Below are 17,026 nucleotides of genomic sequence, written 5' to 3'. Positions count from 1 at the left end.
CTGTTTAACCTATCAGGTCTTCAGGCGGGGCCGCCGAGGCCTGATAGGTTTACCGCATCAACTCCAGCACCAATGCCGTTTTGGCTGGTAGTTGAACCGTTTTCAGATCAGTAATCACCTCGCCGGTCAGGGCGTTTTTCGCTTTGGTGAAGCCTTGCGCACGTTCCGAAAAACGGGCCATGTCGAGGGCAATGGGGGTGGAGTTCTGGTTGGTCGCCACCATCACCGTACCCTTGTCATTATAGCGGAAGTACACGTAGGTGTTGTTTTGAGGCAGGTACTGCATCATCTTGCCCGAATGCAGCGCCGGCGTGTTTTTGCGGTAGTTGGCCAGCGTCTTCACAAAAGTAAAAGCGTCGTTTTCGGCTTTGCTGCGGCCTTCGGCAGTGAACTTGTTTTCCTTATCACCGGCAAAGCCACCGGGGAAGTCGCGGCGCACTTCGGCATCCGATGGATTTTTGAAATTCTTCATCAGAATTTCGGTGCCATAGTACCAGTGCGGAATACCACGCATAGTGAGCAGCCAAGTGGTCGCCATTTTGTACTTATCAGTGTCTTCGCCGACCACCGAAAAAAACCGGTCGGTGTCGTGGTTCTCTAAAAAAGTAACGAGTGTGTTGGGGTTTTCGTAGACGGCATCCTGGGCCAGAATACTGTAAGGTCGGTTGGCACCGTTGTCCCAGCCGCCGCTTTCTTTCACCCCGTCGAGCAGAGCCGAATATAGCACGAAGTCCAGCCCACCGGTTTGGTTCGACTTAAACGGGAAGTTGATTTTGTTGCGGGTATAGTAGGCCTGATCTACGGTGTTGTTTACCCACGATTCGCCGAAGGTCAGCATCCTGGGGTACTCGGCTTGCAGGGCGGCGTTGCAGCGATTCATAAACGGCTGGTCGTTATACATATACGTGTCAATCCGCCATGCGTCAACGGCGAAGGTTTCGGTGTTCCAGATCGCATTCTGAATCAAGTAGTTAGCCACGAAGGGGTTCTGCTGATTCAGGTCGGGCAGGAAGGGGACAAACCAGCCGTCGAGGGTCACTTTCCGGTCAATGGCGGCTGAATGGGGATCGGTGATGGGCTGGTATTTGTAGGAGGTGTTGGTATAGGTTGGCCACTGGTGGAGCCAGTCTTTGAAGGGTATATCCTTTAATATCCAGTGGTTGATGCCCACGTGGTTGTAGACCGCATCCTGCACCAGCCGCATACCCTGAGCATGTACCGCTTTCGACAGCGCCTTGTACGCCTCATTGCCTCCAAACCGCTTGTCAACGGCATATTGGTCCGTAAATCCGTAGCCATGATACGCCGACCGCATGGCTCCGCCTTCGTTGGTCTGAGGTTGATTGTTCTCCAGCACGGGTGTCATCCAGAGGGCCGTCACGCCTAACTCCTTAAGATAATCCAGATGATTTTCTACACCTTTCAGATCGCCACCATGCCGCAGGTACGGGCTGTTCCGGTCCGATTCTTTGTCGGCCATATCGGCGAATTTGTCGTTGCCGGGGTCCGCGTTGCTGAACCGGTCGGGCATGAGCAGGTACACGAAGTCGGCGGTGGTAAGGCCCTGTCCTTTGGGCTGATTGTCGCGGGCTTTCAGTTCATAACTCCGTTTAACAACGGTATTGCCGTTACGCCCCACAAGCTCAAACGAACCCGCTTTGGTGCCGGGTGCGAGGGTCAAGTCCAGAAACGCGTAGTTTTTGTTCTCAACGGTATGCGTTTTTACCAGTTTCACACCCGGGTAACTGATCGTGTAGGTGAGCGTGCCGGCATTGGGGCCGTAGACCATCAACTGGAGCGTAGGTGTTTTCATGCCTACCCACCAGTTGGTCGGGTCAACACGGCTGATACCCGGTGTCTGGGCTACCGTTAGTTGGGTAAGCAGGCAGAGGAATAGGAGGGGGAATAGCTTCTTCATAAAAACAAAAGTAAGCGCATTCCACCTATACCGATAGTGCCAGTTTTGGGGGCCTGTGCCACTTTTGAAAAATGGAGCCATCAAAGAGCAAATCCCTATCGGCGCGTGGTGCAAAGTCACACACGCCGATAGGGATTTATGAAAGCTGAAAAGTTCCTTTATAACGACAGCCCACTGCGGCGGAGCATGGCCTGGGGGGATGGTTCGCGACCCCGGAATTTCTTGTAGAGTTCCATGGGCTTTTCACTGCCACCCTTTTCGAGCACGTTCTGCCGGAATTTCTGCGCAGCTTCTTTGGCATTCAGCCCGCCGTTTTCCTGAAAAAACTCGAACGCATCGGCATCCAGCACCTCACTCCATTTGTAGCTATAATACCCTGCCGAATACCCCCCCGCGAAGATGTGCGAGAAAGCCGTGCTGAACGAGGTACCCTTCACCCGTGGGAACAGGTTCACCAGCGAGTCGGCGTGGTTTTCTACTTCCGTTACACTCTCGTTGGTAGGCTTGCGGTCGTGGAAATACATGTCCGTGATGCCGAAACGCAGTTGGCGCAGGTTGGCAATGCCCGCCATAAAATTCTGACTCGCCCGGATCTTCTCGACTAATGCCTGCGGAATTACGTCGCCGGTCAGGTAGTGTTTGGCAAACAGGTTCAGTGCTTCGGGCGTGTAGCACCAGTTTTCCATCACCTGTGAGGGCAGTTCCACAAAGTCGCGGGGGACGTTGGTGCCGCTCAGGCTCTCATACTGCCCGTTGGCGAGCATGCCGTGCAGCGCGTGGCCAAACTCGTGGAAGAGCGTGGTGACTTCATAAAACGTCAGTAATGAAGGCTTGGTGTCGGTAGGGCGGGTGAAGTTGCAAACGTTCACAATATGCGGACGGAGGTTCACGCCGTTTACGATTTTCTGGCCCTGCACGTCGTTCATCCAGGCACCACTACGCTTGCCGGGACGGGGGAAATAGTCGCCGTAGAATACCGCCAGAAACTGCCCGTTCTGATCAAACACCTCGTAGGCTTTCACCTCCGGGTTGTAGACCGGAATAGCCTTATTTTCTTTGATGGTGATGCCATACAGCTTGTTGGCCACGGCAAACACGCCCTCCACCACGTTGTCGAGCTTGAAATAGGGCTTCAGCATCTCATCGTCGAGGTCGAGCTGCTTCTTTTTCAGCTTTTCGGCGTAGTAACTGTAATCCCACTGCTCAATCCGGTCGCCGGCGAAACCGTTGGCTTTGGCAAAGGTGGTCAGTTCGGCCAGTTGCCGTTCGGCAGCGGGGCGGGCATATTGCACCAACTCGTCCAGAAACGAGCTTACCTTCTGGCTCGAACCAGCCATGCTTTCTTCCAGCACAAAATCGGCGTGGGTCTTGTAACCCAGCAGGTTGGCCCGGTCATAGCGCAACTGCACCATGCGCTTAATATTGGCCTGATTGTCATTTTTGTTGCCACCAAAGCCCCGTCCGTTATACGCCCGGTAGAGTTTCTCGCGCAGCCCCCGGTTCTCGGCATACTGCATAAACGGGCTGTAGCTAGGCGTCTGCAACGTAAAGGCCCAGCCGGTAAGCCCTTTTTCTTTGGCCGTTTTTTGGGCGGCTTCCAGCACAAAATCGGGCAGGCCTTTTAGCTCCGCCTCATTTGTGACAGACATCACATACTCGTTGGTTTCGTTAAGCACGTTCTCACCAAATTGCAGCGACAGCTGGGCCAGTTCTTTATCGATGGCCCGGAGCTTGTCTTTGTCGGTGGCGTTCAGATTGGCACCATTGCGGGCAAAACGCTTGTACGTTTTCTCCAGCAGCATGGCGCTTTCGGCATCCAGTTTCAGGCTGTTGCGCTGCTCATACACGGTTTTGATCCGGGCAAACAGGTTGTCGTTCAGCGTGATATCGTTGCCGTATTCAGTAAGCAGGGGAGACGCTTCTTTCACAATTTTCTGCATCTCCGGGCTGGTTTCGGCCGCATTCAGGTTAAACAGCACCGACGTGGCCCGGCTCAAAAGGTCGCCGGTACGTTCCAGAGCAACCACCGTGTTGGCAAAGGTGGGCTTGTCGGGATTAGCCACGATGGCGTCAATTTCTTTCCGGCCAGCAGCGATACCCGCCTGAATAGCAGGCAGATAGTGCTCGTTTTTAATCAGTGGAAACGGAGCCGTTTCGTGGGGTGTCTGAAACGGCTGAAGTAATGGATTGTTGGTCATGATTTTAGAAGTACTTGGTTTGGTAACAGGCAGTTGCGCGAGGCCAGCCGTTGAAACGCCGGTCGTGAGTGCAGCCATCCCAAGTAGGTAGACGGGTATCCGCATGGGTTGATGAGTAAGTGAATAACAAAAATACGCCTAAACCTATTTCCTTACCACTCGGCCCGAAACTGCCCCATCCGCCGCACCGAATGGCATACGATGCCCCGCCGTTTTGCCTGTGCCAGCAGACTATCGGTACGGATGAGCGTATTCGAATCGTCGAAAATATACTGCCGGGCCACGAGCCGGTTGTCTAGCTGGTCCCACGAGCGCAGGGCATTGCGGCGCACCACCACATAATCGATCAGGGCGGGCAACTGCCAGCGGCGGTAGTCAGACAACCGATTGACCAGCAGCAGGCTACGTCCCTGCCATACCACCAGCGACATGTCGGGGCTGTGCTTATAGGCGGGGAGCGAGGCCACGGTGTCGGCCTGGAGATCACCCACGTTGACCTGCCGGATGCCCCATTGGACGAAGGTGTTTTTGAGGTTGAAACTATATTGCCGGGGAGCAGCCTGCCAGTCTGCGTCGGTCAGGACCGTAGTCTGGTGGCCTACCGTGAGGCTGACGGCTGTTTTTCGGGGCATAAAATGTACCGTCAGCCGCCGCTGTTTATCCTGTTGCGCTACTTCAGCTAGGTTAAGCGCAGTCAGAAAAAGAGCCAGTACCGCCATAGCGTGCAGGAAAAAGCGTTGCCGGGTCATCACCACCATACTGCCCGCGGCCAGAATAAGGTACAGCAGCACAAGCTCGGTGTCAGACAGCCAAAGTCCGTCCCAAACAGCACCCGGCCAGTCGGCAATCCACTCGACAGACCGGTTTAGTGCCCACGCCACCCCCCGCAGAAGCCAGCCAAGCCCGTCGCCGAGGTAGGGAATCCAGCCCAGCATAAACGTGGCCAGGGCCAGCGGTACCAGCACCGTCGAGAGGCCCATGACAATGGGGTTGGCGAATAAAAAGTAGGTGGGAAACGTGTGGAAATAATAGACGCCCAGCGGAAAGGTGAGCAGTTGGGCCATCAGGGCCACCACCGTCAGTTCCCACAGCATAGTGGTTAGCTTGCTCTTGTTGCGAAACCGCTGCATGACGTCGGGCACCCACGCGCCAATGCCGAACACGGCCAGATACGACAACTGAAATCCGGGCGAGAACGCCGCATAGGGGTCATAGCATAGAATGATAAACGCCGAGGCTGCCAGCGTATTCATCAGGCTGAGCGTTCGGTTGATCAGGCCCGCCACCAGCAAAAAAGAGAACATCAGCGCCGACCGCAGAATAGGCGCCGAGAAGCCCGTCATGAGCGCGAAAAACCACAGCACGCTGATCTTCAGCAACACCACCCACCAACTTCTGGTTTTGTCTGGTGCCAGCCAGCGTAGCAGCGCACTCAGCAACACAAACAGAATACCCACGTGTAGCCCCGACACCGACAGGATATGCACGGCCCCGGCAGCGGCATAGGTATCGTACTGACTTTGGTCGAGGTCGTCGCGCACGCCCAGCAGCATGGCGTTTACAATGCCGTACTCAGCGCGGGTGCCAATACGGCTGGTGAACAGGCTGTCGGCCCAGTGATTTACCCGGTAGGCCAGGGCTGTGAGGGGGTTGGGCGGCTCATTCCCCAGCACGCGCCGCTGCCAGGGCAGGATGTACTGCTGGTGGGTAATGCCCCGGTGAGCCAGATGCCGGCGGTAGTCAAACTCGGCGGGGTTCAGCGTGGAGTCGGCGGGTAGGGGCGGACGCAGCACCAGCCAGACATCACCATAGCGAGGCAGGGGGGTGGGTCTACCGAATCGCCTTTAGCCAAATAGGCTATCACGCGGCCACTCAAGGGTCGGTACGCACCGCCAACCCGCCCTCGCCTGATGTTTAGCTCTACCTTATACGTTTTGGCACGGCTTTCGGGCAGGTTGGTCACCACAGCCTCGTAGGCTTCGGGCGGTTCGGGGGCGTGACTGATATGTTCGGCGTGGCGGAGCGGATCCTTGACATAGCGCAACACACTACCCGTGGCGGCAAAGATCAGCAGCAACAGCAACCCCTGCGACAGGCTCAGCGGCCTGATGGTGCGGCGCTCGTTTTTCCAGATAAAATACCCATACAGCGCTGCACTCAGCAGACCTAGCCCTACAGACCACCAGATTAAGTGGGGAAAGTTTTCGGCGAAAAAGATACCAACCAGCAGGGCAATGGTGTGGCGGAAAAACGGATAGCCCCGCATGGCCCGCTATCTCTTCGGAACTTCTGACTCACTCAGCATCCGTTTGCTGGGCAGCACCATCTTGGTGTGTTGAATGCCGCACTCATCGAACTGCGGACCAACGGGCAAAAAGCCGAACTGAGTATAGAGCGGCATGGCCGTTAGTTGGGCGTGGAGATAAATGCTCTCGATGGGTTCGGGCTGCTGGTTGAACACATCGGTCAGGACAGCCTGCACCAGCGCTTTCCCCACACCGTTGTGGCGGGCCTGAGCCAGCACCGCAAACCGCTCTAACTTGATGCCTTTGCTGGTGCGCCGCCATCGGGCCGTGCCAACGGGTTGCCCGTTGAGGCGGGCCAGGAAATGAGTGCTGCTGCCTTCAAACTCGTCATATTCGTCTTCGGGCGACACACATTGTTCATCTACGAAAACGGCCCGTCTGATAGCAAAGGCATGGTCAAGGTCTTCCGGATTGTGAATAGTAGATACGTCGATCATAGAGGGAAGTTCAACGTTTAAGGTTTAAAGTCTAAGGTTGTCGTTAGCGTAGCGTCGCGCGAGAGCAACCCAGAACGCGAAGCTACGCCAACGACAACCTTAGACTTTAAACCTTAAACGTTAAACCATTTTTATTTCACCAGGAGTCGCTGTGAAGCGCGTTCACCTGCCGTAGTAACGCGCAGCACATACACACCCGCGCTCAACGCTGAGGCGTCGACCGTGATGCGGCGGCTGGCCGAACTGATATAGTTCTGTGTCTGTCTCAGCCGACCCGATGCGTCGTACAGTTCTACGTTAAACGACTGATTACCGGTGAATTGAACATCAACCGTAGCGCTGGTTAACACAGGGTTTGGGTAGGTCGTAATGGTCAGTTTTTCTGTAGAAGCCAGCGCGGTAGTCGATTGGATAAGTTGCCGGCGGCGGGGGCTGAGTTGCAGTACCGTCCGCATCCGGTCGCGTTGCCCGCCCGTGAACACGTTCATGCACTGGTCGGGCGAATAGTCCATATAATCTTCGATCAGGTTGCGGGTTCGGGTAGTGCCTGCACAGGTAGAGTAGAGAGGATCGCAGCGGTCGGTCTGGTTCAGGGCTTCGATTACAGGCGTATCGGCCACATAGTCGTCGCCGCAGCGCACGTCGCCGTTGGGGTGAAACAAACCCAGCCAATGGCCGATCTCGTGGGTAGCGGTGCGCCCGCAGCAGTATAACTGGCTTACGACGGTGCCCGTCTGACTGCCAAAGTAGCGATGATCAACCACGAAACCGTCAATCTTCTCGTCGGTTTCGCCAAGGCCTTTCAGCGTATCAGCCGCGCTGGGAAACTGCCCGTAACCCAGATACCCCCGGTTCGAGATGTTACATACCCAAATGTTAAGGTACTGATTACTAGGCCAGTATACAATACTCGATAGTTGGAACAGGTCGTTGAACAGGTCAAACGAACTCTTGGTTGGATAATAGTGCCGGGTGATGCCCGTGGTAGGTTTGCCGTCGGGGTCCTGGGTAGCCAGAAAAAACTCAATGCCTGTATCGACTGCCAGCGGGTTGGTCGACGCGCCGCCGGGCGTACCAGCCACCTTCCGGTAATCTTCGTTCAGCACCCGTATCTGCGAGAGTATCTGCGCGTCGGAGATATTGCTGTTACCCGCCCCACCTATGGTTCCGTTGGCCGTATTATGGATCACGTGCACCACCACCGGAATGCGATAGATCACGTCGGGGGCAAGCCGGGCACTGGGGTTGGCTGCCCGCTCGGCCTGCGCTGTACTGACCAGTTGGTTTAGTCGGGCCATTTCACCCGCCCGCCCCCCGAACCGGCGCTGCAACTGCGCCTCAATTTCCGGGTTGGCGCACCGGTGCACTCCTGTATCATCAACCGGCACCTGCGCCAGTACAGTGCTACAGTATGCGGTGAAGAACATTATGCAGTATATAGTATGTCGTAACGACGCTGAAAAGATTGAATGCTTCCTGGCATTGTCACGCCATACTGCATACTGCATACGGTAGTAGTGCATACTGTAATTACTGTCCCGCTTTTTCATAAGCACTGATAATAGCTTTCACTAGTTTGTGGCGCACCACATCGCGACCGTCCAGTTCCACAAAGGCAATGCCCGGCACATCGCGCAAAATACCAATCGACTCCGAAAGTCCCGATTTCTGGTGCTTGGGTAAGTCAATCTGCGACCGGTCGCCGGTGATGATGGCTTTGGAGGTTGGCCCCATCCGGGTCAGAAACATCTTCATCTGCATAGCCGTGGTATTCTGGGCTTCGTCGAGCAGAATGAAAGCGTTGTTCAGCGTCCGGCCCCGCATATAGGCCAGTGGTGCAATCTCGATGACGCGGTTTTCGAGGTAGAATTTCAGTTTTTCGGCTGGAATCATATCGTCAAGGGCATCGTAGATGGGGCGCAGGTAGGGGTCGATTTTCTCTTTCAGGTCGCCGGGCAGAAAACCGAGGTTTTCACCAGCTTCCACAGCAGGTCGGGTAATGATGATTTTGCGGACTTCCTTGTTGCGCAATGCCCTCACCGCTAGGGCCACGGCAGTGTATGTTTTACCCGTACCGGCGGGGCCGATGGCAAAAACGAGGTCACTCTTTTCGGCGGCCTCCACCAGCTTTTTCATGTTGGCCGTTTTGGCCCGCACCACAATGCCTTTGTTGCCATAGACCAGCACCTCATCGTCAGACACCGGTACGTTGTTCTGGTCTTCTTCGTTGCCGCCGCTGAGGTACGTCTGCACGTTTTCGTGCGTCAATTTGCCGTACCGCTGGTAATGCCCCATCAGCGATTCGAGGATGTCGGTGATGCGCGAAATCTCAGGCGTAGTGCCCTTGATGCGAATTTCGTTGCCGCGCGAGATGATCTTACTCATCGGAAAGGCCGCCGCCACTTCCTTGATGTTGTTGTTTTCGACGCCCAGGAAATCAATCAGGGAAACGTCATTGTCGAGCGTGATGATTTTTTCGACCAAGTTGTAAAAAGGGATTAAAGACGCTGGACACGGGATTCTGGATAAATGGACGGCCAACTCAGCCGAGTTGTCGTCAGTGATCCAACGTCCGGCGTCCAATATCCAGATGTTGTGTTGACTGGTTGAATATACGGTTTTAGCCTATTGACGTAACAAATTTCGGCCAAAATTGACTCACGTGTATCGCAGCTATACGCTCCCTAAAGAATCCAAAATAAAATGCAAAAAATGGCATGAACTGTCTATCTTGCTGAACCCCAACCCAATTGTCGCACGGTGGCTGCAAAGCCAATTCTGTTCTGGTCAGTCTTGTCGTTGCCGGTTTGTCATTCTTTTGTCCTTTGGTCATTTTTTTGCAAAACGTCAGGTCATTTAGCATCAATGGGTTAACCGTATCTTGTTACCGGAACCCCCGTTCAGACTATGCGCTGAGCTTGGGTTAACCGTCGGCCAACGCCTATTTTTGTCTGACTATGGAGAATAACCGCGACAGCGGAGCGCCCCGCCCCAACAACAATTTTCGGAAAAACGCCGGAGCTGTTCCCGGTAATCGGCAGCAGCCGTCGGCGAATCGTTGGCTTGATACCGGTTTGGGCAAACTGCCCCCACAAGCCACCGATCTGGAAGAAGCGGTATTGGGTGCGTTGATGATTGAAAAAGATGCCCTGTCGGCGGTAGTGGATCTGCTGAAGCCCGAAACGTTTTATAAAGAGGCCCACCAGCGGATTTATAAAGCGATCCTGACGCTGTTCTCCAACTCAGAACCCATTGATTTGCTGACGGTTACGCAGCAATTGCGCAAAACCGCCGAGATTGAACTGGTGGGTGGAGGCGGCTATATCTCTGAGCTTACCCTACGCGTTAACTCCGCCGCCAACATCGAATACCACGCCCGGATCATTACCGAGCAGGCCCTGAAACGCGGGCTGATCACGATGTCGTCGGAGATCCTGAAAGACGCCTACGAAGACACCACCGACGTCTTTACCCTCCTCGACCGCACCGAGCGCGACCTCTTCCAACTGACCGAATCGAACATCCGCAAAACCGTGGCCGATATGCGGTCTATTGTGTCGGAGGCGTTGAAGGAGATGGAGACCAAAAAGAATCAGGAGGGCCTCACCGGCGTACCCTCCGGATTCACCGCCTTAGACCGCCTCACTTCCGGCTGGCAACCCACTGAACTAGTTATCCTGGCGGCTAGGCCGGCTATGGGCAAAACCGCTTTTGTGGTGTCTGCGTTGCGCAACGCGGCGGTGGACCACGGCAAACCGGTGGCGATTTTCTCCCTGGAGATGTCGTCGGTGCAGCTGGTAAACCGGCTTATTTCTGCCGAGGCCGAGATTGATTCCGAGAAGATCAGGAAGGGGCAACTGGCTCCGCATGAGTGGCAGCAATTGCACCACAAAATTCAGCGCCTCACCGAAGCGCCAATCTTCATTGACGACACCCCCGCCCTGTCTATTCTGGAACTGCGGGCCAAATGCCGCCGCCTGAAAGCGCAGCACGATATTCAGATGGTGGTGATTGACTACCTCCAGCTGATGACCGGCGACAACAGTAAGGGCAGCAACCGCGAACAGGAAATTGCCTCGATTTCGCGGGCGCTGAAAAACCTCGCCAAAGAGCTAAACGTGCCCGTTATTGCCCTGTCGCAGCTAAGCCGGGCCGTGGAAACGCGGGGTGGCGACAAGAAACCACAGCTCTCCGATCTTCGTGAATCGGGATCTATCGAGCAGGATGCCGACGTGGTTATGTTCCTATATCGGCCTGAGTATTACAACATTACGCAGGACGAAAACGGTAATTCAACGGTGGGTGTGGGTGAAGTGATCGTGGCCAAAAACCGGTCTGGCTCGCTGGATACCATCCAACTCCGGTTTATCAACCGCTTCACCAAATTCTGCGACCTCGACGGGTATTTCACGCCCGTTCCGGGTGGGTCACCCTTCCCCGAAGGTGTATCGGGCGTGGGCAGCTTCACCTCGCCGGGCGGTATCCCTGCGCCGGGCACCATGCCACCGTTGCCCCCAACTATGCCTACGGGTGGTACGCTCCGTAGCCGCGCCAACGACCTCTCCAACTTCGGCAACGCTGACCCCAGCCAGGAAACACCATTTTGAGAAGTGTAGAGCCAAGAGGTGAGAGCCAAGAAACAAGAAGGCTATCCACGACCATCTTGTTTCTTGGCTCTCACCTCTTGGCTCTGTACTCTTACATTTCCAGCAACGCCCGTAGCTCGGTAGCTTCCTGCGGTTTCATGCGTCCGGCCAGGACGAGACGGAGTTGACGGCGGCGCAGAGCTGACTCGTACCGGGATTTCTCGTCGTCGGTCTCGGCAATCACGGGTGGCACCTCAATGGGGCGGCCACTCTGGTCGACGGCCACGAACGTGTAGAACGCGCTGTTGGTGCTTACCCGTACCCCCGCCGGAATGTCTTCGGCCCACACTTCGATAAACACCTCCATCGACGAGCTGAACGCCCGCGTCACCTGCGCTTTCATGGTGACGATGTTGCCGAGCTTAATAGGTTCGGCAAACGACACGTTATCGACCGAGGCTGTGACGACAACGCGGTTGGAGTGTTTCTGGGCGGCAATGGCGGCGGCAATATCCATGAAGTGGAGCAGGCGCCCCCCCATCAGGTTGTTGAGCGTATTGGTATCGTTGGGCAGCACCATCTCGGTCATGATGGTGTGCGATTCACTGGCACGTTTGGGTTGCGGCATTGGCTGTTGTGAAACGGGTTTTAGACAGGATTTCAGGATTTATGCAGGATTTACTGGATTTTTCTTCGCTTTAGCAGCTGTTCTGAAACAAAGAAAGAAATCCAGTAAATCCTGCATAAATCCTGAAATCCTGTCCAAAAACCCCCTTTTTCTTTCTGGCGAAGTTAACGAATGGGAATGCGTACACCCAAGCCGAGCGGTGCCTGGGCGGTGAGTTGAATCTGTTGCGGATCGCCTCGATGCTTAAAGATCAGGTAGTTGACCAGATCAAACGCCAGCAAAAATGCGCCCTGAACCGCTACCGCTTTTCCATAGCCGCGCAGTTTGTCGGCCTGGTCGGGGTGTGCATTGGCCTGTCCGGCCAGGATAAGACCACCCGCCACATAGACCACGTCGAGGCCCGCGTTGACCAGCAATGTTTTCTTGATGGCCTGGTGCTTTTGTACGGCGTCGGCGAGTGACTCTGTCTCGGGATTTTGCTTCCGGAGGCCCAGCAAACCAAACCCGGCTATGCCCAGATTGACGGCATTCCAGTACAGGTTCATCTGGTGAAAATAGTGCGCCTCACCCGTGGTCTGGCCCGCCGCAATGCCGCTCACGGCCATATTGGCAAGCGCATAGCTGCCTAAGGAAAGCCCCAGCGTTCGGGTATGGTTGTACCGTTGCTGACTGAACTGGAGCCGGTCGACGGGTGGGGGAGAGGCTGACTGGGCCTTTCCGGCGTGCCCGAAAAGGACAGCACCGAGGGCATACAAAACAGGTCGAAAACGGGACATAGCGTTGGCAGATTTACGAACCTAACCTTCGCCATGTTGAAAGGTTCTGCGCTCACCAGCTTACAAACGACACAGCTCCCTGTTTGGCGTAGGGTTACGCGCTTTGGGGCATCGGTGTAGCTTCGCGCATCAGGCCGGACCGCCTTCAACAGGCTCAGGGTAACAGGGACGTTGTCGCTTGGCTCCTGCCGAGTGACGACTATCGAAGGGCCTCTGGCCCGTACTTAGACTTTGAAACGGCTAGGCCAACATGACTCAATGTCGCACTACGGGCCGGAGGCCCTTCGATATTCGTCACTCGGCAGGAGCCAAGCGACAACAGGCTGCTACTGAAGTGGGGCGTTCCGGCCTAATGCGCCACGCCTCACACACCAAGCTATACTTCCGTCAACCCCCTACGCCAGTTTGCTCAAATCCATGGGCAGTCGCCGAACACGCTTGCCGGTGGCCATGAAAATGGCGTTGGCGAGGGCGGGCGCAACGGGGGGCAGACCGGGTTCGCCGACGCCCTTGATGACGGGTCCGCCTTCGGCCAGAATATGCACCTCCACAACGGGCATCTCGTTGATCCGCAACATCGGGTTCGTGTCGAAATTGGCTTGCTGAGCAGCACCGTTCTCGAAGGTGATACCCGGCTTGGTGGCCGCGGTGATGGCCATGGCAATAGCGCCTTCGGTCTGTGCCCGCACCATGTCGGGGTTGACCACCGTGCCGAGGTCGATAACGCAAATCACCTTTTCTACTTTCACTGAGCCGTCTTTTTGCTTCGATACCTCGACCACGTGCCCGGCCAGGCCAGCGAAAAACTCGTACTGCGCCACCCCACGACCCCAACCCGCGGGCAGAGGCTTGTCCCACTTCGACACCTCGCGGAGTTTCGTCAGTACCCGTTTGGCATCCGATGCCTTGGTCATCATAGCCAGCCGGTAATCGAGTGGATCTTTCCCGGCTTTGTGGGCCATTTCGTCGATGAAACACTCATGGGCAAATGCCAGCGTCGTGCTCGTCACGGCCCGCCAATAGCCAGTGGGCACGGGTAGCTCGGCAAACACATAGCGGTTATCGACGTTGGGTATCTCGTATTTCTGTTCGCTGATGCCTTCGGTCATGGTTTTGTCTACCGTGCCGGTTTTATGGGGGCTACCCAGTGTGGCCTCAATGGAAGGCGAAATGACCTTGTGCTGAAACGCCAGCGGCATACCATCGGCACCGAGGCCTGCACGAAACGCCGAGAACGTCATGGGCCGGAAGGGGCCAAGCTGCGTGTCGTCTTCGCGGGTCCAGATCACCTTTACGGGCTTGCCTACGGCTTTGGCGATGTGGGCGGCTTCGAGTACAAAATCCTGAAACAACCGCCGCCCGAAGCCGCCGCCGTTGAAGGTGATGTTCACTTTCACATCGTCGGCTTTGAGCTTGAACTCCGCCACCATATTTTCTTTGATGATGGTGGCTCCCTGCGACGATGCCCATATTTCGACGGAAGTATCTGTAGGCCAGTGCACTACGCAGTTCATTGGCTCCATGGGTGAGTGGCTCACCATGGGCGTTTCGTAAAACGCTTCCAGCTTCGTGGGGGCGTCGGCGAGGGCTTTGGCGAAATCACCCGCGCTATGGTCTACTAGGCCGTCCTGCTTTGCCAGTTCGTGCAGGTGTTGTTCATAGGCGGGGGTATTGAATTTGTCCAGCCCCTGATGATCCCACGTCACGGCCAACGCCCGGCGACCTTTCAGGGCGGCCCAGTACGTATCGGCTACGACGGCCACACCGTCGTACCGGTTTTTTTCGAGCACACGGCTGGCTTTCAGCACCTGCCGCACACCCTTCACCTGCTTTGTTTTGGTGTCGTCGAAACTGACCAGCTTGCTGCCAATGACGGGGCTACGTTCCACTGAAGCATACAGCATACCCGGCACCTTTACGTCGATACCAAACACGGCCTTCCCCGACGATTTGGCGGGTACTTCGGGCCGCATGGTAGCTTTGCCCAGGATCGTAAAGTCTTTCGACTCTTTCAGCTTCGGGCTTGTGGGCGCGGTCAACTTCGACGCTGTTTCGACCAGGTCGCCGTAGCCGATACTGCGGTTCGATGCTTTGTGGTGGACACGGGCATCGGCCACGGTGCATTCGTTGGCGGGCACGTTCCACTGCTGGCTGGCGGCGGTCACGAGCATCTCCCGCGCCGACGCACCCACCTTGCGCAAGGTCATGTAATTGCCCCGTACCGACGAGCTACCCCCAGACACCTGGCCACCAAAGGCTTTTTCGCCCCCGGTTTGCAGGATCGTCACCTTGTCGAGCGATAGCCCCAGTTCCTCGGCCATGAGCGCGGGGATAGACTGGTGGGTGCCCTGCCCCATGTCGGGTTGGGAGTTCATGAGCGTAACCTTGCCCGTCTTGTCAATGATGATATACGGTGTCAACGCCATGCCGACAGGGTCCGCGTTGATGTTGAGCAGGCCGCTGACTGGCCCGCCGAATACCTCGGCATTGGCCGACGAAATGCCCACTACGAGTGCCGCGCCCGTGAGGCCCAGCAGTTTCAGAAAGTCGCGGCGGTTGGCCGACAGGGTTTCGTTCGTGTTCATCGCTTGCCAACTTTAGCACCGTTTTTGGGTAATTTGTTCGCCGTGTTCATCTCTGCCGAAGCCGTATGAATGGCCTCCCGAACCCGCGTATACGTACCGCAACGGCAGATGTTGCCCTGCATGGCGTTGTCGATATCGCTATCCGTAGGCTTAGGCGTGGTCTTCAACAGGGCCACCGCGCTCATGATCTGGCCTGACTGGCAGTAGCCGCACTGCGGCACCTGATGCGCAATCCAAGCCTTCTGCACGGGGTGGTCGGCGTTTTTGGAAAGACCTTCGATGGTGGTGATCTTCTGCCCGCTCACCGCCGACACCGGTACACTGCACGACCGAACAGGAGAGCCGTCGAGGTGGACGGTACACGCGCCGCACTGGGCAATGCCACAGCCGAATTTAGTGCCGGTAAGGCCCACCACGTCGCGGATGGCCCACAACAGGGGCATATCCGGTTCCACATCGAGGGTGCGCGGCTGGTTATTGATCGTGAGTTTGATCGTAGCCATTGGGGAGGTTTATAGAGTATATGCGAAGGTACGTTTTTTTAGTGGCAGTAGGCAGTGGCAGTGAGCAGTGCTGGCGCAGGCGTAGTGTATTCATGAGCGGGTTATGCTAAATTGGCCTCTCATTATAGTAAGCTAGACCAACGTACTCCACCGACCACTTAATTTACTATTCACCTTGAAGCATATTAAAGAGGCTGTGAGGGCCATGATTAAAGGTAAGCTACAGGCCTACCGCGTTTTTTTAAAAGAGGCTTATGAACACGGAGATGCCAACAAGATCGCTCAACTTGAACAGTTGATCAGTGAGTGGCAAAAAGAACTCGACAAATTAGACAACCAATAGAACGACAGCCAGATATGGAAAATACGTTTGATTTCGAAGCACACTTCCGCCGCCTTGAGCATGCTAATGGGGAGGAGTTGGTAACGCTTGAGCAGCAGCTACACACGTACCTAAATGAGTCTGTAGAAGACGCACCAACACGGAAATTGGCGTTCAACACGTTTTTGGGAAAGCAGATTGACAAGGGTCATATTTCATTAGAAACAATTCGCGAATTACTTGCCCAAGCTGTAGAAGCCTAGTCACTCCCTTATGGCGACTAAAAAAGCCGACCTTGAGAGGGGTCGGCTTTTCGCATTTTCGGTGGAGACGCAGGGATTTGAACCCTGGTCCAGTCAAGGAAAACGTCGCGCTTTCTACATGCTTAGTGGTGATTTGGATTGTCGGGTGGAAGACTGGCTCACCACTGGCCTATCCGACACCGTACATTGTTTTGTCTCGCCTCTTGTCACAATGATTATCGAAGCCAGCGCAGCGGGTCGACGCCTCCTGATCCACTCAGCGGCGCAGAGAGTGGGGAGACGATGGCATTTGCTTAACCCTCCGGGTTAGGCAGCCATGGCGTAGTTATATTCGCCAGTTATTGTTTTGACGATTTGTTCGGGTCGGGAAATACCGTCAACTCCCGGCATGCTTACACGCGCCTTCAGCAAGCTGTCAATTCCAGTCGCCCCCGGGTAATGTAGAAGAATAACGGGTTTTGGGGGATTCTAGTTCAAGGTTTAAGGTCTAAAGTCTACCGTTGC

14 protein-coding genes and 1 other RNA gene are annotated in these 17,026 nt (G+C 55.6%); 3 read left to right on the top strand and 12 right to left on the bottom strand.

The window, feature by feature from the left end; translation table 11 throughout:
- Positions 1-49 precede the first annotated feature (49 nt).
- From J2I47_RS09405 to J2I47_RS09380, 7 genes are all read right to left on the bottom strand, one after another.
- Positions 50-1,918, bottom strand: a complete 1,869-nt coding sequence (locus tag J2I47_RS09405) for a glycoside hydrolase family 13 protein (RefSeq protein ID WP_207364320.1) — start codon at positions 1,916-1,918, stop codon at positions 50-52.
- A 158-nt stretch (positions 1,919-2,076) separates the two neighbouring features.
- The gene (locus J2I47_RS09400) at positions 2,077-4,116 is read right to left on the bottom strand and encodes a M3 family metallopeptidase (protein WP_207364638.1); all 2,040 of its coding nucleotides are present in this window, start codon (positions 4,114-4,116) and stop codon (positions 2,077-2,079) included.
- Positions 4,117-4,268: 152 nt separating this feature from the next.
- On the bottom strand, positions 4,269-5,909 hold the full coding sequence (locus J2I47_RS09395) for a ComEC/Rec2 family competence protein (RefSeq protein WP_310587650.1): 1,641 nt from the start codon (positions 5,907-5,909) through the stop codon (positions 4,269-4,271).
- Positions 5,873-6,382: a DUF4131 domain-containing protein gene (locus J2I47_RS26540; protein WP_229374470.1), complete on the bottom strand. Its 510-nt coding sequence runs from the start codon at positions 6,380-6,382 to the stop codon at positions 5,873-5,875. Before J2I47_RS26540 ends, J2I47_RS09395 begins: the two co-directional genes overlap by 37 nt.
- A gap of 6 nt (positions 6,383-6,388) precedes the next feature.
- Positions 6,389-6,859 carry a GNAT family N-acetyltransferase gene (locus tag J2I47_RS09390; protein WP_207364319.1) on the bottom strand — a complete coding sequence of 157 codons (471 nt, stop codon included), beginning with the start codon at positions 6,857-6,859 and terminating at the stop codon, positions 6,389-6,391.
- Positions 6,860-6,990: 131 nt separating this feature from the next.
- Positions 6,991-8,286 carry a T9SS type A sorting domain-containing protein gene (locus J2I47_RS09385; RefSeq protein ID WP_207364318.1) on the bottom strand — a complete coding sequence of 432 codons (1,296 nt, stop codon included), beginning with the start codon at positions 8,284-8,286 and terminating at the stop codon, positions 6,991-6,993.
- Between the two features lie 103 nt (positions 8,287-8,389).
- The gene (locus J2I47_RS09380) at positions 8,390-9,343 is read right to left on the bottom strand and encodes a PhoH family protein (protein WP_207364317.1); all 954 of its coding nucleotides are present in this window, start codon (positions 9,341-9,343) and stop codon (positions 8,390-8,392) included.
- A 473-nt stretch (positions 9,344-9,816) separates the two neighbouring features.
- Between J2I47_RS09380 and dnaB the strand changes: the two genes are divergently transcribed.
- Entirely contained in the window at positions 9,817-11,466 is a 1,650-nt protein-coding gene (dnaB, locus tag J2I47_RS09375) for a replicative DNA helicase (protein ID WP_207364316.1), read from the top strand.
- Positions 11,467-11,557: 91 nt separating this feature from the next.
- On the opposite strand, the gene J2I47_RS09370 is transcribed toward dnaB, so the two are convergent.
- The 4 genes from J2I47_RS09370 to J2I47_RS09355 form a co-directional block, all read right to left on the bottom strand.
- Positions 11,558-12,073, bottom strand: coding sequence for an acyl-CoA thioesterase (locus tag J2I47_RS09370; RefSeq protein ID WP_207364315.1), 516 nt, complete (start codon positions 12,071-12,073; stop codon positions 11,558-11,560).
- A 164-nt stretch (positions 12,074-12,237) separates the two neighbouring features.
- Positions 12,238-12,849 carry a DUF6992 family protein gene (locus J2I47_RS09365; protein WP_207364314.1) on the bottom strand — a complete coding sequence of 204 codons (612 nt, stop codon included), beginning with the start codon at positions 12,847-12,849 and terminating at the stop codon, positions 12,238-12,240.
- 395 nt (positions 12,850-13,244) lie between these two features.
- Positions 13,245-15,434, bottom strand: a complete 2,190-nt coding sequence (locus tag J2I47_RS09360) for a xanthine dehydrogenase family protein molybdopterin-binding subunit (RefSeq protein WP_207364313.1) — start codon at positions 15,432-15,434, stop codon at positions 13,245-13,247.
- On the bottom strand, positions 15,431-15,937 hold the full coding sequence (locus J2I47_RS09355; protein WP_207364312.1) for a (2Fe-2S)-binding protein: 507 nt from the start codon (positions 15,935-15,937) through the stop codon (positions 15,431-15,433). The genes J2I47_RS09360 and J2I47_RS09355 overlap by 4 nt, the downstream gene beginning before the upstream one ends.
- A 175-nt stretch (positions 15,938-16,112) precedes the next feature.
- On the opposite strand from J2I47_RS09355, the gene J2I47_RS09350 reads away from it, so the two are divergent.
- A complete protein-coding gene (locus J2I47_RS09350; protein ID WP_207364311.1) occupies positions 16,113-16,280 on the top strand; it encodes a hypothetical protein in 168 nt (55 codons plus the stop codon).
- A gap of 14 nt (positions 16,281-16,294) precedes the next feature.
- The gene (locus J2I47_RS09345; RefSeq protein ID WP_207364310.1) at positions 16,295-16,522 is read left to right on the top strand and encodes an amino acid kinase family protein; all 228 of its coding nucleotides are present in this window, start codon (positions 16,295-16,297) and stop codon (positions 16,520-16,522) included.
- A gap of 59 nt (positions 16,523-16,581) precedes the next feature.
- Here J2I47_RS09345 and ssrA read toward each other — a convergent pair.
- Positions 16,582-16,955, bottom strand: a transfer-messenger RNA (tmRNA) gene (ssrA, locus tag J2I47_RS09340).
- Positions 16,956-17,026 lie beyond the last annotated feature (71 nt).

The organism is Fibrella rubiginis (genome assembly GCF_017353185.1).
GTDB lineage: Bacteria > Bacteroidota > Bacteroidia > Cytophagales > Spirosomataceae > Fibrella > Fibrella rubiginis.
The sequence above is the reverse complement of the archived record's forward strand: the minus strand, read 5'-3'. Positions and strand labels throughout refer to the sequence as shown.